At 65.0% G+C, this 18,325-nt stretch carries 20 protein-coding genes and 1 pseudogene; 9 read left to right on the top strand and 12 right to left on the bottom strand.

The window, feature by feature from the left end; translation table 11 throughout:
- Positions 1 to 3 precede the first annotated feature (3 nt).
- Positions 4 to 297: a GYD domain-containing protein gene (locus OWC48_RS12690; protein WP_282520287.1), complete on the top strand. Its 294-nt coding sequence runs from the start codon at positions 4 to 6 to the stop codon at positions 295 to 297.
- A 69-nt stretch (positions 298 to 366) separates the two neighbouring features.
- Here OWC48_RS12690 and OWC48_RS12685 read toward each other — a convergent pair whose 3' ends face one another.
- The 5 genes from OWC48_RS12685 to OWC48_RS12665 form a co-directional block, all read right to left on the bottom strand.
- Positions 367 to 1,323: a tripartite tricarboxylate transporter substrate-binding protein gene (locus tag OWC48_RS12685; RefSeq protein WP_282520286.1), complete on the bottom strand. Its 957-nt coding sequence runs from the start codon at positions 1,321 to 1,323 to the stop codon at positions 367 to 369.
- A 47-nt stretch (positions 1,324 to 1,370) separates the two neighbouring features.
- Entirely contained in the window at positions 1,371 to 1,742 is a 372-nt protein-coding gene (locus OWC48_RS12680; protein ID WP_282520285.1) for a dimethylsulfonioproprionate lyase family protein, read from the bottom strand.
- A 25-nt stretch (positions 1,743 to 1,767) separates the two neighbouring features.
- Positions 1,768 to 2,406, bottom strand: coding sequence for an RraA family protein (locus OWC48_RS12675; RefSeq protein ID WP_282520284.1), 639 nt, complete (start codon positions 2,404 to 2,406; stop codon positions 1,768 to 1,770).
- Positions 2,407 to 2,429: 23 nt separating this feature from the next.
- A complete protein-coding gene (locus OWC48_RS12670; RefSeq protein WP_282520530.1) occupies positions 2,430 to 2,573 on the bottom strand; it encodes a hypothetical protein in 144 nt (47 codons plus the stop codon).
- A gap of 152 nt (positions 2,574 to 2,725) precedes the next feature.
- Positions 2,726 to 3,754: an alpha/beta hydrolase gene (locus OWC48_RS12665; protein WP_282520283.1), complete on the bottom strand. Its 1,029-nt coding sequence runs from the start codon at positions 3,752 to 3,754 to the stop codon at positions 2,726 to 2,728.
- Between the two features lie 209 nt (positions 3,755 to 3,963).
- On the opposite strand from OWC48_RS12665, the gene OWC48_RS12660 reads away from it, so the two are divergent.
- Complete coding sequence (locus OWC48_RS12660) at positions 3,964 to 4,590, top strand: hypothetical protein (RefSeq protein WP_282520282.1); 627 nt, start codon at positions 3,964 to 3,966, stop codon at positions 4,588 to 4,590.
- 122 nt (positions 4,591 to 4,712) lie between these two features.
- Here the strand turns inward: OWC48_RS12660 and OWC48_RS12655 are convergent, their stop codons facing one another.
- Together OWC48_RS12655 and OWC48_RS12650 are read right to left on the bottom strand one after the other, a co-directional pair.
- Complete coding sequence (locus tag OWC48_RS12655) at positions 4,713 to 4,928, bottom strand: hypothetical protein (protein ID WP_282520281.1); 216 nt, start codon at positions 4,926 to 4,928, stop codon at positions 4,713 to 4,715.
- Between the two features lie 18 nt (positions 4,929 to 4,946).
- On the bottom strand, positions 4,947 to 5,954 hold the full coding sequence (locus OWC48_RS12650) for a 2-dehydropantoate 2-reductase (protein WP_282520280.1): 1,008 nt from the start codon (positions 5,952 to 5,954) through the stop codon (positions 4,947 to 4,949).
- A 167-nt stretch (positions 5,955 to 6,121) separates the two neighbouring features.
- Between OWC48_RS12650 and OWC48_RS12645 the strand changes: the two genes are divergently transcribed.
- Together OWC48_RS12645 and OWC48_RS12640 are read left to right on the top strand one after the other, a co-directional pair.
- Positions 6,122 to 6,724 carry a YidB family protein gene (locus OWC48_RS12645; protein ID WP_282520279.1) on the top strand — a complete coding sequence of 201 codons (603 nt, stop codon included), beginning with the start codon at positions 6,122 to 6,124 and terminating at the stop codon, positions 6,722 to 6,724.
- Positions 6,725 to 6,766: 42 nt separating this feature from the next.
- Positions 6,767 to 7,039 (top strand): GlsB/YeaQ/YmgE family stress response membrane protein, encoded by a 273-nt coding sequence (locus OWC48_RS12640; RefSeq protein WP_083636342.1) that lies wholly within the window; start codon positions 6,767 to 6,769, stop codon positions 7,037 to 7,039.
- Positions 7,040 to 7,166: 127 nt separating this feature from the next.
- Here the strand turns inward: OWC48_RS12640 and OWC48_RS12635 are convergent, their stop codons facing one another.
- Positions 7,167 to 7,952: an SDR family NAD(P)-dependent oxidoreductase gene (locus tag OWC48_RS12635; protein ID WP_282520278.1), complete on the bottom strand. Its 786-nt coding sequence runs from the start codon at positions 7,950 to 7,952 to the stop codon at positions 7,167 to 7,169.
- A 260-nt stretch (positions 7,953 to 8,212) separates the two neighbouring features.
- Between OWC48_RS12635 and OWC48_RS12630 the strand changes: the two genes are divergently transcribed.
- The 3 genes from OWC48_RS12630 to OWC48_RS12620 are packed head-to-tail and all read left to right on the top strand — an operon-like array spanning position 8,213 to position 11,281.
- Complete coding sequence (locus tag OWC48_RS12630; protein ID WP_282520277.1) at positions 8,213 to 9,274, top strand: acyl-CoA dehydrogenase family protein; 1,062 nt, start codon at positions 8,213 to 8,215, stop codon at positions 9,272 to 9,274.
- Positions 9,275 to 9,292: 18 nt separating this feature from the next.
- Positions 9,293 to 10,453, top strand: a complete 1,161-nt coding sequence (locus OWC48_RS12625) for an acyl-CoA dehydrogenase family protein (protein ID WP_007599295.1) — start codon at positions 9,293 to 9,295, stop codon at positions 10,451 to 10,453.
- 15 nt (positions 10,454 to 10,468) lie between these two features.
- On the top strand, positions 10,469 to 11,281 hold the full coding sequence (locus OWC48_RS12620; protein ID WP_282520276.1) for an enoyl-CoA hydratase/isomerase family protein: 813 nt from the start codon (positions 10,469 to 10,471) through the stop codon (positions 11,279 to 11,281).
- A gap of 52 nt (positions 11,282 to 11,333) precedes the next feature.
- Here the strand turns inward: OWC48_RS12620 and OWC48_RS12615 are convergent, their stop codons facing one another.
- From OWC48_RS12615 to OWC48_RS12605, 3 genes and pseudogenes are all read right to left on the bottom strand, one after another.
- Positions 11,334 to 12,083: a hypothetical protein gene (locus tag OWC48_RS12615; RefSeq protein ID WP_282520275.1), complete on the bottom strand. Its 750-nt coding sequence runs from the start codon at positions 12,081 to 12,083 to the stop codon at positions 11,334 to 11,336.
- A 2-nt stretch (positions 12,084 to 12,085) separates the two neighbouring features.
- Complete coding sequence (locus OWC48_RS12610; RefSeq protein ID WP_282520274.1) at positions 12,086 to 12,874, bottom strand: enoyl-CoA hydratase; 789 nt, start codon at positions 12,872 to 12,874, stop codon at positions 12,086 to 12,088.
- 133 nt (positions 12,875 to 13,007) lie between these two features.
- A pseudogene (locus OWC48_RS12605) lies at positions 13,008 to 14,215 on the bottom strand (ABC transporter substrate-binding protein).
- Between the two features lie 367 nt (positions 14,216 to 14,582).
- Here OWC48_RS12605 and OWC48_RS12600 point away from each other — a divergent pair.
- A complete protein-coding gene (locus OWC48_RS12600) occupies positions 14,583 to 15,353 on the top strand; it encodes a thermonuclease family protein (protein WP_282520273.1) in 771 nt (256 codons plus the stop codon).
- Positions 15,354 to 15,488: 135 nt separating this feature from the next.
- Complete coding sequence (locus OWC48_RS12595) at positions 15,489 to 16,880, top strand: M48 family metalloprotease (RefSeq protein ID WP_282520519.1); 1,392 nt, start codon at positions 15,489 to 15,491, stop codon at positions 16,878 to 16,880.
- Between the two features lie 113 nt (positions 16,881 to 16,993).
- Here OWC48_RS12595 and OWC48_RS12590 read toward each other — a convergent pair whose 3' ends face one another.
- Positions 16,994 to 18,322, bottom strand: a complete 1,329-nt coding sequence (locus tag OWC48_RS12590) for an MFS transporter (protein ID WP_282520272.1) — start codon at positions 18,320 to 18,322, stop codon at positions 16,994 to 16,996.
- Positions 18,323 to 18,325 lie beyond the last annotated feature (3 nt).

The following is an 18,325-nucleotide window of genomic DNA, read 5'->3' as shown; positions in this document are numbered from 1 at the left end:
ACCATGGTAACCTATGTCGTGCTGGCGAACTTCACTGATCAGGGAGTCCGCAACATCAAGGACTCGCCGAAGCGGGCCGACGCCTTCAAGGAGATGGCCAAAACGTTCGGCGTGACCGTGAAAGAGATCGTCTGGACGCAGGGACGATATGACGTTGTAACCGTTCTCGAGGCTCCAGATGAGGCTGCCGCGATGTCGCTCAGCCTTAGTCTCAGCGCACTCGGCAATGTCCGCACCGAAACGCTGCGCGCGTTTTCGGCGACAGATATGACAAAGATCGTCGGCAAGATGCTCTGACGCTCAAGCCCGCGCGAGCGCACCGGACTTGGCACCGAACCTGGGATGGCAATCCCGGGCATGGGCTTTTCATGCCTTGATATTGTTGTCCTTCACCACCTTACCCCAATAGGCGACCTGCTTGTCGAAGAAGGTCTTGAATGCGGCGCCGTCCTGGAGCAGCAGCGTCATCTGCTGGGTTTCCTTGAGCTGGGCGGCGGTCGCGGGCTCGCTCAGGATCTCCCTGGACGCCGTCGCCATGGCCGCAACGACATCCGGCGGCGTGCCCGCGGGCGCAAAGATGCCCCACCAGGCGAGCGTCTCGAAGTCCGGAAAGCCCGCCTCGATCGCAGTCGGCGTATCCGGCAACGCCGGCAGGCGCTCGCGGCCGAGTTGCAGGATCGGCCGCAGCATGTTGGTGCCGAGCTGAGCCGAGACCAACGCCGCCGATCCCGCGATCAGATCGACATGGCCGCCGAGCACGTCGTTCATCGCCGGGCCGCCGCCGCGATAGGGCACGTGCATGATCTCGACGCCGGCCTTGGTGCCGAGCACCGTCATGGCGAGATGGCCGAGCGTGCCGATGCCGACGGAGGCATATTTCACCGCGCCGGGCGTCGCCTTGCAGGCGGCGACCACGTCGGCAAAGCTCTTGTAGGGACGGCCGGCGCCGGCGGCGATCACATAAGGCGCGGTGCCCACCAGCAGCACCGGCATCAGCTCGCGCTCGACATCGACCGGCGGCTTGTCGAGGATGGACGGGATCACCGCGTGGGAATCGAAGGTGACCAGGAACGTCGAGCCGTCCGGCGGGCTCTTGGCGACTTGCGCGGCCCCGAGCGCGCCGGCGGCGCCCGACTTGTTCTCGACCACGACGATGCGGTTGAGCTTTGTCTGCAGATTTGCCTGCAACAGCCGCGCCATCGCATCGGTCGATCCGCCCGGCGGAAACGGCACGACCAGAGTAATCTTGCCGGCCTGCGCGAGCGCTGGCGCGATTGCGAGAATAACGGGCGCTGCCAGCAGCGTGCGTCGCGTGATCGTCATGGTCCCCTCCCCTTTGGTTTTGCGCCCGGCCTTATGCTCTTTGGCGCCTAGGTCGTGCCGAAGCCCGACCCCGCTTTTTTGTATTCTGGCCGTGGTGGACTGAAAATGTCCAGCACGCGGGCCCCATCGGGGCCGGCGCGCATCGTGTGCGGCACGTTGCCGGGCGTGCGCCAAAAATCGCCCTTCTTCACCGGAATTTCCTCATCACCCTGGACGCGGATGGCGGAGCCGTCGAGCAGCACGCCCCATTGCTCCTCGGGATGATGATGCAGCGTGCCCTGCGCATGCGGGGCCAGCGTCACCACCGAAAGCATCGCTTGCTCGCCGGAGAAGATGCGCGTGGTGACCCCCGCCGCGAGCTCGCGAAGCAGCCCGTCGCTGGCATCGTCGATATTGTGGAATTCGTCCTTCTGGCTCACGTCACTTTCCCTTCGTTTTCTCTGATCAGGATTTGCCGTAAGCCCCCTGGTAGCGGCCCTCGCGGATCGCCTTCATGGTCTCCTCCTCGCGCGCGACCTGGGCGCGGACGGCTTCCAGCAGCGCCGCGGCGCCGGCGACGGGGAACGAGACCACGCCGTCCTCATCGCCGACCACGATGTCGCCGGGCGAGATCACGCTGCCGCCGATCGTCACGGGCACGTTGATCTCGCCGGGGCCGTTCTTGTAGGGGCCGCGATGGATCACCGCGCGGGCGTAGCAGGGAAAGTCGTCAGCGGCGAAGGCGGCGACATCGCGGATCGCGCCGTCGATGACATAGCCTTCGGCTTTGCGCCACTGCGCGATGTTCTTCATGATCTCGCCGACCAGCGCGCGGGTCTCGTCGCCACCGCCGTCGACCACGATGACGTCGCCGGGGCCGACCAGTTCAAGTGCGCGGTGGATGGCGAGATTGTCGCCGGGACGGGTGCGCACGGTGAAGGCCGTCCCCACCAGCTTGCCGCCGCGATGATAGGGTTTCAGCCCCACCGCGCCCGGCAACCGGGCGAGATTGTCTGAAATGACCGAGGTCGGCGCGCCGCGAAAACCCTCGATGATCTCGGCCGGCGGCTTCGGCACGCTGTTCGCTGCGATGGTGATCGTCATGTCTCAGTCCTTCTGTATTCTTTTTATTCGGCGTGCGCCCGCGCCTTCGCCGGCCAAATCCGGAAAGCGCGCCCTTCCTTCATCCACGCCGCGCGCTCGTCGCGCAACAGGGTGCGGCGAACTTTTCCGGAATCATCGCGCGGCGGGGCGCTGACGAGCAGCAGCATCAGGCGTTTCCACTTCTTCTTGGCGTCGTCCCAGGATGAGGACGTCGCGAGACGAAGTGTAACAGCCGGAGCCAACGCTTCAAGGGATCTGCCTTCAAGGGATCTGGCTTCAAGGCATCGGCCTTCAAGGTGCCGCCTTCAATGCATCGGCATCAGCGCTCGGCCTCGCAGCCCGGAATATCGAACAGCGCCGCGAGGCCGCATTTCGAGGTCAGCATCTTGTCGCCGTCATGGCCGACGCCGGCGACGTCCCAGACCCGGTGATTGGGCGTGCCGCGGTCGCGCCTGGCCATCGCATCCGCATAAGCGTGGCCGCGGGCGTAGCGCGTGGGACCTTGCGCCTCGGCCATGCAGCTCTTGTCCAGCGCGGAGTGCTTCGGATTGGTGTCGAGCGTGCCGAGCAGATAGATCACCTCGCGCTCGACATAGCGCTGCTCCAGCGCGGCCGGCGTTGCGTTCGCAAGATAGAGCGGACGCCCGTCCATGCCGTATTTCCAATTGTTGTAGCCCGGGCAGGATGCGGCGATCGCCGGCACGGGCCGCGTGTTGCTGAAATAAGCGTAGGAGGAGGGATTGGCGACGACGTAGCGGACATCGATATGCTGGCGCGACAGCGCCGCCTCGCCTTTGCCGGCGATGGCATAGCGTTGCGCGACCTGGCCACCGCCGGAATGGCCGGCAACGACGACCTGCTTCAGATTCGGGAAGATACGCCGGTCCGAGAGTTTGGCGAGGATCGCATCGAGCGCATCGAAGGACGAGACCGGATTCGGCGCCAGCGCGGCGTCGCCGCCCTCCCATCCCTCCAGCGACCAGCGCAGCGTATCCGCGGGCAGCTTGTGCGCGTCGATATCGATCTCCGCCAGAAACTGCGGGACGATCATCAGCGCGCTCTTGCCGTCGTCGCCCGCCGCAACCTGCGCAGTATGGGCCGACATGTAATATTCGTCGGCATTGCGCAGGCGTCCGTGCAGCACGATGATGGCACGCGAGATCGCCGGCAGCGGCAGCGACCAGTCGCTGGAGAGATAGAGCGGCAGCATTCCCTGGCCGCTGACCGAGAGCCGCGCGTCGGCGATCGCCCTCACCGGCCTGCGGTTGGGCGCTTCCTCGTCCGCTGCGAACGCATGGCTGGAAATGAACGCCAATGTGATTGCGGCGAGACGGGCCAACGCTCTCATGACGGATATTCCCCTTCGAATTCAAACCAATAAAAGTCTAAGCCGATCATGGGCTGCGCGGCTGTGACTCCCGCGCCACGTCAAGCAAAAAATGTCAGCATTCCAGCCATGAAATTCCCGAGTTCCACGGGTGACAAGCCGGCGATAAAGGGGCAAAAATCGGACCCGACTCAGTTCGGGTTGAGTTTTGTAAGGAATGCTCCTGTAGAATGTCGGACGTAGTTGCATCGCGTCGTGCGGCGCTTGTCGTTGCCGCAGCAGGATTTTTTCTGCTGACGCCGTTGCATGCCCATGCCCAATGGTGGAAGCGCGCGCCCGTCGATTTCGAGGAATGCGCCGACGCCGCCGAGAAGGCGGCGAACAAGACCGAGAAGACGGCTGCGCTTGCCGATTGCAACGCCAAGTTCGCCGGCCGCCGCAAGCCAGGCGGCGGATATTCCTATTACGATTTCCTCCAGGACCGCACCTTCGACATCGCAGGTCCCAATCCGACGCCGGAGGAGCAGAAGAGGATCGACGAATCCTACACCGCCTACCTGGCAAATCAGCGCCGCAGCAATGAAGCGGCCCAAGTCGCCGCGCGCCAGCAACGCGAGCAGCGCGAGCAGCAGGAACAGCAAGCGCGGCAGCAGCAGGTCGCGCTGCGAACCGAGGTCGAGCGCGTGCCCGTCCCGGTCGAGCGGCCCAAGGTGCAGCAGTCCGTCAGCCCGCGACCGAAGGGCCCGCCCTGCACCAAGGGCTCGTTCTCCTGCGAATGGCCGCGGCTATCGGAAAGCTTGAGCGATCTGAAGAAGCTGTTCACCCCGGCGCCAAGCAAGCCGGCAAAGAAGGGCTGAGTCGCGGCTTCAGCCGTCATTGCGAGCGTAGCGAAGCAATCCAGAGTCTTTCCGCGGAGGGATTCCGGATTGCTTCGCTGCGCTCGCAATGACGAGTTGGATGGATATTCGTGCCCCCATCCTCAGTTCGGATGCTTCTTCTTGACGCGCTTGGGTGCGGGCACCGATTGACTCCCCGGCGCCGTTGTCGTCGGCGAAGCACTCAACGCCTTGCGACTCTCCTGCAATCGCGCGTCATAGCCGGGAGAGTTCATCACCGTCGGCGGCCTGGCGTGCGTGAGCGTCGATGCGCCGCAGAGCGCGGCCAGCGCGAGACCGATCGCCAAACAACGCCTCATCGCGTTCCTCCTTAGCACTCAGGCCGCTCCGCGGATCTGCTGCGGCGTCAGCCGCGGCGGACCATTGCCTGCCGCCTCCGCCTGCTTGATCAGCGCAACAATGCGGCGCATCAGCGGCACGTCGACATTGTTCTGCTCGGCGAGTGCGATGACTGCGCCCTGGAGATAGTCGATCTCGGTCTTGCGGCCCTGCTTCAGGTCCTGCCACATCGAGGAGCGCGCCTCGGGATCGATCTTCATCGTGCGCCCCAGGATCGCATTGAAGATCACATCGGGCAGTCTCAGCAGGGTCGGCGTCCACCTCAGCGGGATCGGCGTCGCCGAGACCGGCGCGATGCCGGCGGCCTTCATCGCAGCCACGCCTTCGGCCATCTGGTCGGCGAACAGTTTTCGCCAGTCACGGTTCGCCAGTTGCGCGGCGAGCGGCATGTCGGACAACGCGCTGAGCGCATTGTTCAAATTGATGATCAGCTTGCCCCATTGCACGCCGGTGATGTCACGGCTTGCGCGCATGGCGAGGCCGGGCACCGACAGCGAGGCGGCCGTATTCGCCTCATCCTCGCCGACATGGATGTCGCCGGACGTCGAGCGGTGGAAGCGTCCCTCGCCCATCGCGATCACGTTGAACGGCACCATGCCGGCGAGCACGCGCCGGCCGCCGAGCCGCTCGCGCAGAACCGCGACATTGCCGACGCCGTTCTGCAGGGAGACGATGACGGCGTCCTGCGGCGCGTGCCGGGCAATCTGGTCCGCGACATCGGCGGTGTCGGCGCTCTTCACCGTGACCAGCACGATGCCGGCGCTGTGGAAGATCGCGGGATCCTCCGACAGCGCGAGCTGGCCCGCGCCGAGCTTCTGCTCGGAGCCGTCGAAATCGGTCAGCCGCAGGCCGAACCGCTCGATCTCGGTTTTGACCCGCGGCCGCACCAGCAGCGCGACGCGGCGCCCTCCGGCCGCCAGTTGGCCTCCGACGAAACAGCCGATGGCGCCCGCGCCGGCCACCACGATCGGTCGATCCGCAACCACCTGACCTTGCTCCCTTGAATGACGCGCCCTCGATAGCAGAGGCAACGCCGGCTGCCCATTGGTTGCGGTGCATTCGCCTTGTAACCGTCATGAGAGCCTCATATGTTTTTGCCCCGGGGGCTGTCACCGGCGAGAACTCGCCGACGAGAACGCCAAAGGAGAGCACCATGGGTCTACTCGACGTCCTCAACGGCATGCAGAACGGCCCCCGCGGCCCGAGCACGCCCAGCTCCGAGAATTCCTCCGGCGGCATGTCGCCGATGACCATGGCGCTGCTCGGCCTGATTGCCTGGAAGGCCTTCAAGCATCTGACGGCAGGCCAGCCCGAAGCAGCGCCAGCATCGCAGCAGCGCTCGCCGCTGCCGCCTCCGACGCCTGTCAATACGGGCAGTAGCGCTGTTCCCGGCGGCCCCGGTGGTAGCGGCGGCCTCAGCGATCTGCTCAAGGGCGGCCTCGGCGGCCTGCTCGCGGGCGGCGCCGCCGGCACCGTGCTGAGCGGCGGTCTCGGCGATCTCCTCAACCAGCTCCAGCAGGGCGGCCATGGCGAGACCGCGAGCACCTGGGTCGGCAAGGGCGAGAACAAGGCGATCGCGCCCGGCGATCTCGCCAATGCGCTCGGCGCCGACCAGATCGAAAGCCTGTCCTCCCAGAGCGGCCTGTCGCGCGAGGAACTGCTCTCCGGTCTCAGCCAGTATCTGCCAAAGGTGATCGACCACCTGACGCCGGACGGACGGCTGCCGACCGAGAACGAACTCTCGGGCAGACTTTAATCGAACTTTGATCGACGCATTCTCGGGAAGGGGAGCACTGACATGAGCATGGGCGGCCTGTTGTGGATCATCGTCGTCGGCTTCATCGCCGGCCTCATCGCGCGCTGGCTGGCGCCGGGACCGAACAACCCGAGCGGCTTCATCCTCACCACCATCCTGGGCATTGCGGGTGCGTTTCTCGCCACCTTCGTCGGCCAGGCGATCGGGCACTATAGCCCCGACCAGGGCGCCGGCTTCATCATGGCCACGATCGGGGCGGTGGTGGTGCTCTTCATTTGGCACCGGCTGGTCGCGAGCGGCGTGATAAAAGGATAGCGGTGCGGGACGTCGGGCACGACGCCGCCCTCGCACTCCGTCATTGCGAGGAGCCCTTGCGACGAAGCAATCCAGATTGTCCGCGCGGACGCTCTCTGGATTGCTTCGCTTCGCTCGCAATGGCGAATTAAGTTATCAAATGCATCCCCGCATCCATGCGCACGACTTCGCCGGTCATGTTGCTCGACGCCGGCGTTGCCAGGAAGCAGACCAGCTGCGCGATGTCATTGGCGGATGATGCGACCTTGAGCGGCACCTTCGCCACCACGCTGTCGCGCACCTGCTTGGCGCCGGCCTCGCCGCGGCCCTTGGTGAACCAGGGCGTGTCGATATAGCCGGGGCACACCGTGTTGACGCGGATCAGCGGCGCCAGTGCACGTGACAGCGACAACGTCATCGTGTTGAGCGCGCCCTTGCTCGCAGCATAGGCGATCGACGAGCCGACGCCGCTGATGCCGGCAACCGAGGACACGTTGACCACGGCGGACGGCCGCTCCGAAGCCTTCGCGCCGGCCTCGAGCAGGCTGCGCGCCGCGCGCACCATCTGGAACGGGCCGATGGTGTTGACGCCGTACAAGCGCTGGAAATCTTCAGCCGACAATCCATCGAGATCGGCATGCGCGACATGCTTGGTGATGCCGGCATTGTTGACGAGCACGTCGAGCCGGCCCCAGCCGCTGGCTGCCGCGACGATCTTGCGGCAATCCTCGTCGCGCGAGACGTCGCCCTGCGCGACCAGAACTTCCGGAGAGCCCGCCTTGCGGCAGAGTTCGGCGGTGGCCTCGGCTTCCTTCTGGCTCGAGGAATAGTTGATGACGAGCCGCGCCCCGCTCCGCGCGAGAATTTCCGCGGTCGCAGCACCAAGTCCGGATGCGGACCCCGTCACGATTGCGCACAGACTGTCTTTTGCCATCCGGATTTCCTTCCCCTTGATTGAATGCAAGCCTTAAGCAGCTGGCCCTATTTAGCGAGTTTGCCGCGCCCTGCAAATCGAGCAAACTCCGCTAAGCGGAATTAGTCCATAGCAGCTCTTGCGCCCATGCCGGAGCCGCAGATGGGCCTGCGATCAACGCTTGTCAGGGCCATGGCTTTTTCGGATCATCGGGCGCAAGAAGAGACCGCGCGCCGCACCGACTGGACGGAACGCGCCAATGGCAAAACACGGGGAACGCTGTGGCGGAGAGTGACAATATCGTCGTCGAGACCGCGGAGAAAATCTTCGCCGATCTCGCCGATCCGCAGACCATCAACAACGACAAGAAGGGTTCGTGGCAGGCGCCGCTGTGGCAGGCGCTGAGCGAAGCCGGCTTGCCTCTGTCCTGGGTGCCCGACGATCTCGGCGGCTCCGGCGCCAGCCTTGCCGACGGTTTTGCGCTGCTGAACGCCGCCGGCCGCTTCGCGGTCGCGGTTCCCCTGGCCGAGACCATGCTGGCGGGCTGGTTGCTTGCGCAGGCGAAAATCGCTTCACCGGAAGGCGAGATGACGGTGCTGCCGGCCTCGCCGAAGGATCGCATCACGCTCGATGCCGACGGCGCGCTCTCGGGCCGCGCCCGCGGCGTGCCCTTTGCCAAGGCGGCGAAGCACTTTGCGGTGCTGGCGCACGGCAAGGATGGGATCTCGATTGCCTTGGTCGAAGCGAGCAGGGGCCGGATCGACTCCGGACTCAACCTCGGCTACGACCACAGCGATACCGTGACGCTCGACAAGGTCCAGCCCGTCGCCGTCAAGCCCGCGAAGGGCTTCGACCAGACCACGCTCATGCTGATGGGCGGCGTCGCGCGCAGCCTTCAGATCGCGGGCGCGCTGGAAGCGATGCTCGACATCTCCGTGCGCTATTCCAACGAGCGCGTCGCATTCGAGAAGAAGATCTCGAAGTTTCAGGCCGTGCAGCACAATCTCGCCCGTCTCGCCGGCGAATCCGCTGCCGCGCTTGCGGCCGCAACATCCGCGGCCGACGCCATCGCGAACGCAAAGTCATTCGACGACGAGGTCTATCTCGAAGCCGCCTCGGCAAAGATCCGCTGCGCGGAAGCCGCGGAGAAAGGCGGCGCCATCGCGCATCAGGTGCACGGCGCCATCGGCTTCACCAGCGAGCACATCCTGCACCGCTTTTCGCTACGGGCGCTGGCCTGGCGCGACGATTTCGGCTCGGAGAGTCACTGGGCCGTCGAGCTCGGCAAGCTGGTCGCAAACCGCGGCGCCGACGAATTGTGGCCGCTCGTGGCTTCGCGCTGATCAGGGGACGAGACAACAATGACCGCTGCCCTCCGTTTCGATCCGATCCGCCTGCCCGAGAAGTGCGAGCAATTGCGCAAGGAAGTGCGCGCCTTCCTCGCCGAGGAAATCGCGGCCGGCACCTTCGATCCGCACAAGCCCAACCGCGAAGACACCGACGCGCCGGAATTTTCCCGCCGGGTCGGCGCCAAGGGCTGGCTGGGCATGACCTGGCCGAAAAAATATGGCGGCCAGGAGCGCTCCTTCCTCGAGCGCTACGTGGTGACCGAGGAAATGCGCGTCGCCAACGCGCCGACGCGGCGTTTCTTCGTCGCTGACCGCCAGAGCGGGCCGGTGCTGATCAAATACGCGCCCGAGCATATCAAGATGGATATCCTGCCGCGCATCTGCCGAGGCGAGATCTGCTTTGCCATCGGCATGAGCGAGCCGAACTCCGGCTCCGATCTGTTCGCGGCGAAGACGCGCGCGACCAAGACCGACGGCGGCTATCTCATCAACGGCACCAAGATCTGGACCTCGTCGGCGCACATTGCCGACTACATGATCGCGATCTTCCGGACCTCGCAGCCGACCAAGGAAAACCGCCGTCACGGCCTGACGCAGTTTCTGGTCAAGATGAAGCAGCCGGGTATCCGAGTGAACCCGATCGGCCAGATCACCGGCCAGTACGAGTTCAACGAGGTCGTCTTCACCGACTTCTTCGTGCCCGATGATCACGTGCTCGGCGAAGTCGACGGCGCCTGGAAGCAGGCGACGAGCGAGCTCGCCTATGAGCGTTCCGGCCCCGAGCGTTTTCTGGAGACCTATTACGTGCTGACAGAGCTGGTGCGCGCGGTCGGCCCCAACCCGGACACGCGCAGCGCCGAGGGCATCGGCCGGCTCGTGGCGCAGCTCCACACCATGCGGCGCATGTCGGTCTCGGTTGCGGGCATGCTGCAGGCCGGCAAGGAGCCGGTCGTGGAGGCGTCCATCGTCAAGGACATCGGCACGGTCTGGGAGCAGCAGCTTCCGCACCGCGTGCGCGATCTCGCCGCCTTCGTCGAGGAGACCGCGACCAACCGCGAGACGCTGGAGCGGCAACTCGACTTCGCCATCAAGACCGCACCGAAACTCACCATCCAGGGCGGCACCACCGAGGTGCTGCGCGGCATCATCGCGCGCGGACTTGGGCTCCGCTAAACTTTCGAGGACATCATGAGCACCTACAAAGATATCGGCGTCGAGAAAATTGGCCACGTCGGCACCATCGAGATCCGCCGCCCGCCGCTGAACTTCTTCGACATCTCGCTGATCAACCAGATCGCGGATGCGCTCGACGAGTTCGATCGCGACATCGAGATCCGCGCATCCGTGCTGTCGGCGCAAGGCAAGGCATTCTGTGCCGGCGCCAATTTTGGCGATCCGGCGCGGCAAGCGCAGGAAGCGCGCGAGGCCGAGAAGAAGGGCGACCCGGCCGACAACCTCGGCCCGATCAACCATCTCTACATCCAGGCCGTGCGCATCTTCCGCGCCAAGAAGCCGATCGTCGCCGCGGTGCAGGGCGCAGCCATTGGCGGCGGACTTGGTCTCGCAGTGTCGGCCGACTTCCGCGTCACCTGCCCGGAAGCGCGCTTCTCCGCGAACTTCACCCGGCTCGGTTTCCATCCCGGCTTCGGCCTGACCGTGACGCTGCCCGAGCTGATCGGCAAGAACAACGCCGAGCTGATGTTCTACACCAGCCGCCGCGTCACCGGCGAAGAGGCCGTCAAGTGGGGCCTCGCCAACGAGCTGGTGCCGCAGGACCAGGTGAAGGCAGGCGCGATGAAGCTCGCCGCCGAGATCGCCGAATGCTCCCCGCTCGGCCTCCTCTCCACCCGCGCCACGATGCGCGCCAACCTCGCCGACCGCGTGATGGCCGCGACCAACCACGAACTCGGCGAGCAGACGCGCTTGCGGGCGACGGAAGACTTCAAGGAAGGCGTCAAGGCCACCGAAGAGCGCCGCGCGGCGAATTTTAGGGGAAGGTAGTCTCTTTCTTCCTTCTCCCCTTGTTGTGGGAGAAGGAAGCACGGGCCGGCTTTCAGCTTACGCGGAACGTCACCCCGCCGAGCAAAAACTCATTGCCCGCCACCGCGAGCCCCTTTGCCTTCGCGGCATGCAGCACGCTCGCGACATCCGCCACCTGAAACTCCAGCGCGCTCATGATCTCGCTCGCGCCCCTCACGAAACGGAAGGCGGCATTGGGCATTTTCAATTCGGCATCGCCACAAGGCGCGACCCCGATGATCTTCCCCCAATGTTCTGCGAGCCCCCGCGGATCCGGGCTCTGCATCTCAACGCCCGTCAGCGCCAGCGTCACATCCTTGCGGATGAACTTTTGCCAATCCGGCCCCGCGGGCGGATACGGCCCCAGAATATCGTCGCTGCCTTTTGTATGGTTGAACTCGATGAAGGCGGCGCGGCAGTCGCGCGGGTGGAGCTGCACGCCGTGATAGGGCGCGTGGTCGATCACGTTGGCGGTGCGCACGCCCATCGCATTGGCGTTGCGGCCGCGTTCATCCGGATCGTTGCAGCAGAAGATCGCCATATAGCCGCCGCGGCCGCCGGTCTTCTCGATGAAGCGGCCGGCGGTGGTGCCGCCCTTGAACGGCGCGACCACCTCCAGCAAGATCGTGTCGACCGGAAGCAGCGCGTTCTCCAGGCCGTATTTGGCAACATTGCCATCGCGGTAGCAGACGTCGAGGCCCATGATCCCGGCGATGTCGGCGACCACAGGCGCGAGCTGCGGCGCGACGAGGCAGATCTGCCGGAGCCGCATATAGGGCGCCATCGTCATGCGCCCCTGAAGGTCGGCTTGCGCTTTTCGACAAAGGCCTTGGCGGCTTCCTTGTGGTCCTCGGTGTCGCTGCAACGGGTGTGATGGATCGCCTCGCCGTCGAAGCAATCTTCCAGCGCCAGATGCTCGGCGTTGTTGATGTTGCGCTTGATGAAGCCGAGCGCGATCGATGGGCCCTGCGCCAGCGACAGCGCGAGCTCGTGCGCGGCTGTGTCGATCTCGGCGTCGGGCACCACCTTCGTCACCATCCCGATCGCATGCGCCTCCTTCGCGGTGAGCACCGGCGACATCAGATAGAGCTCGCGCGCCCGCGCGCTGCCGAGCAGCTGCGTCAGGAAATAGGTTCCGCCATAATCGCCGGAGAAGCCGACCTTGGCGAAGGCGGTCGTGATCTTGCAGGATTCGCTCGCGATGCGCAGGTCGCAGGACAGCGCCATCGAAAGGCCGGCGCCGGCTGCAGCGCCGTCGAGCTGCGCCACCACGGGCTTCGGCATCTGGTGCAGGATGCGCGATACTTCCATGCCGCGGCGCAGGTTCGCCATTTTCACTTCGAACGGCAGCGGCGCACGGCCTGCCGCCATCGACTTGACGTCGCCGCCGACGCAGAACGAGCCGCCTGCGCCTTTGAACAACACCGCGCGCACCTCGGGATCGTCAGCCGCGCGCCGCGCGGCCTCGACCAGCCCCGCGACCATGTCGGGATTGAGCGCGTTCTTCCGCTCGGGACGATTCATCGTGATGGTGAGCAGTCCGCCTTCGAGCTTTTGCAGGACCATGTCGTTCATGGGACGCCTCCCTTGTTATTTTGCTCTGTCGATCGCCACACTCGTCATTGCGAGCGAAGCGAAGCAATCCAGGAATGCTTCGGCGGAGACGATTTGGATTGCTTCGTCACTTCGTTCCTCGCAATGACGAGGCTTATTTCTTCACCAGCGGGCAGCGCGACTGCTCCAGCGACTGGAACGCCTCGTTGCCGGGCACGGTGGCGAGCAGCTTGTAGTCGTCCCAGCGGCCCTTGGATTCCGACGGCTTCTTGACCTCGAACAGGTACATGTCGTGGATCATGCGGCCGTCCTCGCGGATCTTGCCGTTCTTGGCGAAGAAGTCGTTGATCGGTGTCTCCTTCATCACCTTGATGACCGCGGCCGAGTCGGTCGTGCCCGCGGCCTTCACGGCCTTCAAATAGTGCGTGACGGACGAATAGACGCCGGCCTGCGCCGAGGTCGGCGGCCGCTTCATGCGTTCGGTGAATCGCTTCGAAAATGCGCGCGTGTCATCGTTGAGGTCCCAGTAGAAGGCTTCCGCCAGCAGCAGGCCCTGCGCGGTCTCCAGTTCGATCGAGTCGATGTCGGTGACAAAGGCGAGCAGCGGCGAGACTTTCTGGCCGCCCTTGGTGATGCCGAATTCGGCCGCCTGCTTGATGGCGTTGACGGTATCGCCGCCGGCGTTGGCAAGGCCAATCACCTTGGCTTTGGACGCTTGAGCCTGGAGCAGGAACGACGAAAAATCCGAGGTGTTGAGCGGATGGCGCACGGCGCCGAGCACCTTGCCGCCGGTCTTGGTGACGACGGCGCTGGTGTCCTTCTCCAGGTCCTGGCCGAAGGCGTAGTCGGCGGTGAGGAAGAACCAGCTGTCGAGGCCGGACTTCACGGCGGCAAGACCGGTCACGTTGGCCTGGCCGTAAGTGTCGAACACGTAGTGAATGGTGTAGGGACCGCAGGCCTCGTTGGTGAGACGGATCGAGCCCGGGCCGTTGAACATGATGATCTTGTTGCGCGCTTCGCGATCTCGCCGGCGGCAAGCGCAGTGGCCGAGGCCGCGACATCGTAGATCATCTCGACGCCCTGGTTGTCGAGCATGTCGCGGGCGATGTTGGCGGACAGGTCAGCCTTGTTGAGATGGTCGGCTGCGAGCACCTGGATCTTGCGTCCCAGCACCTCGCCGCCAAAATCTTCGACGGCCATCTTGGCCGCGGTCTCGCTGCCGGGGCCGGTGATGTCGGCATACAGGCTCGACATGTCGAGGATGCCGCCGATCTTCAGCGGCGGCTTGTCCTGGGCCTGCGCGGCGGCGCTCGCACTCAGCGCAAACGCTGCGGCAAAAATGCCCGACAAAATATGCTTCATCGAAAAAGACCTCCCTTATCGCGCCGTACTCTGATGGCGGCTTGGTTATTGCTCTTGGTTGAAGCTGTTGCCGCAATCATGCCGCATGCGCGAAAGCACAGCAAGCGCGAGGGATGATGCGGCAGCACGATTGCCGCGCATGTTTTCCGCAAAGCGGAATGAAAATTGAACCGCACCTGCTTCCACGCGTCATTGCGAGCGCAGCGAAGCAATCCAGACTGTCGCCGTGTAAAGACGCTGGATTGCTTCGCTGCGCTCGCAATGACGGAGTGTGAGGCAGAAGCGAAGTGTCACACGTCGACTGCCCCCTTCGTCATTCGCCGCGTTTGGGTTAAAGCTAAAGCGCAACGCAACCTCTCCGGGTCATGTGACGCAACGGCTTCACCTCATCGTCGCATTTCTTCTCGCCGCGGCTCACACTGCGTTCGCCGCGCCGTGCCAATTCGAGACTCAGGGCGAAGGCCGCGTCGCGGCGATGGTCGATGCCCGCAGCGTGCGTCTCGATGACGGCCGCGAAGTCCGCCTCACCGGAATCGAGCCGACCGCGACGACGAAGCAGGCACTGACCTCGCTGCTCGTCGGCCGCGACGTGAGTCTGCGGAGCGCGGACGACACGCCCGACCGCTACGGCCGCCAAGCTGCGTTCATATTTGCCGGCGACAGCGGCATCTCCGTGCAGGCCGTGCTGCTCGCCCAGGGCGACGCCCTCGTCTCCGCCGAGATCGCGGACAAGGACTGCGCGGCAGCCCTGATGGCGGCGGAGACCGAGGCACGGCGCCAAAAAAAGGGCAACTGGGCTGACCCGTCGGCCATAAAAAACGCGGAAAGTCCGGACGATATTTTGGCGGGGATCGGGCGCTTTATGGTGGTCGAGGGCAAAGTCCTGTCGGTCCGGCAAGCTGGGACAATGACCTACCTCAACTTCGGATGGAACTGGACACGCGGCTTTGCCGTGACTATTTCAAAGCGCACGCAACCCGCGTTCGAAAACGCCGGGATTACTCTTAAGTCCCTGGAAAATCGACGCATTCGCGTCCGGGGCTGGGTCGAGGGGAATACAGGGCCGCGCATCGATGTGCGCCTTGCGGGACAGATCGAGTTGCTGGGCGCAAACGAGCCGACAGGGGTAAGGCCCTAATAAAGGGCCAGGCACGGGTTGAGCGACGTGAATGGGGTGCTAGAACGGCACGTATCGAGTGAACGCCGCCGCCTGCGGGCTGCGCCGGCCGCGCTGTGCCTCGTGCTGGGCTCAGCCCTTGCCGGTTGCGGCGACATGAACCGGTTCCAGACCGCGGCGGCCCCGCCGACCGTGGCGATGCCCAAGCCGAAACCGGCCGTCGCGCAGACCCCCGCCACCGAAAAAGAGCACGAGCGCATCCTGGCGAGCTACGGCGGCACCTACGACGACCCCAGGCTCGAATCGCTGGTCAGCAAGACCGTCGACCGGCTCGTCGCGGCGTCCGACCGCCCCGACCAGGGCTATAAGGTCACCATTCTCAATTCCGGCGCCGTGAACGCGTTCGCGCTGCCGAACGGCCAGCTCTATGTCACCCGCGGACTTCTTGCGCTTGCGAGCGATACTTCGGAATTGTCCTCCGTGCTCAGCCACGAGATGGCGCATGTGCTGTCCAAGCACGCCGCGATGCGCGAGGACCAGGCGCGCCAGGCCGCGATCGTCACCCGCGTCGTCACCGACATGAGCAACGATCCAGATCTCACCGCGCTTGCGCTGGCCAAGACCAAGCTCACCATGGCGAGCTTTTCGCGCAACCAGGAGTTCGAGGCCGACGGCATCGGCGTCGGCCTTTCCGCCAAGGCACATTTCGATCCCTATGGTGCCGCCCGCTTCCTCTCGGCGATGGAGCGCAATGCCGAGCTCAAGGTCGGCAAGACCTCGCTCGATCCACGCGCGCAGGATTTCACCTCGTCGCATCCGGCCACCCCCGAGCGCGTGCAGAATGCGCAGACCATCGCGCGGCAATATGCGGCGCCCGAGGGCGCCGAGCGCGACCGCGAGACCTACCTCGCCGCGATCGACAACCTCGTCTATGGCGAAGATCCCAGCGAAGGTTTTGTGCGCGGCCGGCGTTTCCTGCACCCGAAACTCGGCTTCACCTTCCAGGCGCCGGACAATTTCACGCTCGACAACACCGCGCAGGCGGTGATCGGCGTGCGCGACGGCGGCTCGCAGGCGATGCGCTTCGACGTCGTGAGGGTGCCGGCCGAGCAGTCGCTCGGCGATTACCTGAATTCCGGCTGGATGGAGGGCGTCGAGAAGGCCTCCATCGAAGACATCACCATCAACGGCTTTCCGGCCGCGTCCGCCACCGCCAAGGGCGATCAGTGGCAGTTCAAGGTCTATGCGTTGCGCTTCGGCAGCGACGTCTATCGCTTCATCTTCGCGACACGGCAGAAATCGACCGAGAGCGAGCGCAACGCGCGCGAGACCGTCAATTCATTCCGCCGCCTGACGCTCGACGAGATCCAGGCCGCGCGCCCGCTGCGCATCAAGGTCATCACCGTGCAGCCCGGCGACACCGTGGAATCGCTCTCCCACCGCATGGCCGGTGTCGATCATCCCGCCGAACGCTTCCGCGTGCTCAATGGGCTCGATCGCACCGCGCAGGTGAAGGTACGGGATCGCGTGAAGGTCGTAGCGGATTGATGCTGCCGTAGGGTGGGCAAAGCGAAGCGTGCCCACCATTCCCTAACGCAATCGTTGAGAGATGGTGGGCACGGCGCTACGCGCCTTTGCCCACCCTACCAGCTCCGCGCTGATTAAGCGCCCGCGTCCATGTCGCCCGCCTCGCGCTGGCCGCTGAGCCAGAGTGCGAGCAGGGTCCAGAACGCGCCTGACAGCAGATACGCACCCGACGCGATGACGCCGAGATTGGTGGCGAGCAGCAGCGCCACCAACGGCGCGAAGCCGGCACCGAACAACCAGGCCATATCCGAGGTCAGCGCGGAAGCCGTGTAGCGGTACGCCTGCCGGAAGTTCGAGGCGATCGCGCCCGAGGACTGGCCGAAGGAGAGACCCAGCAGGATGAAACCGATCACCATGTAGATGGTCTCACCGAACGCGCCGGCATCGAGCAGCTGCGGAGCAAAACCGCTGTAGATCGCGATCGCAATGGCCGATCCCATCAGCAGCGATTTGCGGCCGACGCGGTCGGCGATGATGCCGGAGGCCACGATCGCCGCGACGCCGAACACGGCGGCGACGATCTCGATGATCAGGAAGCGCACCGGGCTTTCGCGGGTGAACAGGAACACCCAGGACAGCGGAAACACCGTGACCATGTGGAACAGCGCGAAGCTCGCCAGCGGCGCGAATGCACCGAGCATGATGTTCTGGCCTTCGCGCGCGACGGTCTCGGAGATACGCGCGGGCTGCAGTTCGCGGGTCTCGAACAACGAAGAATATTCTTCCGTCGTCACCATGCGCAGGCGCGCGAACAGCGCCACGACGTTGATGGCGAAGGCGACGAAGAACGGATAGCGCCAGCCCCAGTCGAAGAAGTCGTCGGCCGAGAGGTTACCGGCGAAATAGGCGAACAGCGCGCTCGCCACGATCAACCCGAGCGGCGCGCCGAGCTGCGGAACCATCGCATACCAGCCGCGCTTGGACGGTGGCGCGTTCAGGGCCAGCAGCGAAGCCATGCCGTCCCAGGCGCCGCCCCAGGCCAGACCCTGCGCGATCCGCGCCAGCGCCAGCAGCCAGATCGCGGCAACGCCGATGTCGTGATAGCCGGGCAGGAACGCGAGCGCGACCGTGGCGGTGCCGAGCAGAAACAGCGCCGAGACCAGCTTGGCCGTTTTGCCGTATTCGCGGTCGACCGTCATGAAAATGACGGTTCCGATCGGCCGGGCCACGAAGGCCAGCGCGAAGATCATGAAGGAATAGAGGGTGCCGGTCAGCTCGCTCGTGAACGGGAACACCAGGCGCGGGAATACGATCACCGAGGCGATCGCGTAGACGAAGAAGTCGAAGAATTCCGAGGTGCGGCCGATGATGACGCCGATGGCGATCTCGCCGGGACTGGCCTGGTCGTGGCCGTGCTCGCCCGAGTGGATATCCGCCATTGCGGGGGTCTGTGCCGTCGCCATTCG

This window comes from Bradyrhizobium sp. Arg816, assembly GCF_029989365.1.
Taxonomy (GTDB): Bacteria; Pseudomonadota; Alphaproteobacteria; order Rhizobiales; family Xanthobacteraceae; genus Bradyrhizobium.
This window is presented reverse-complemented; position numbering and strand designations above follow the sequence as displayed.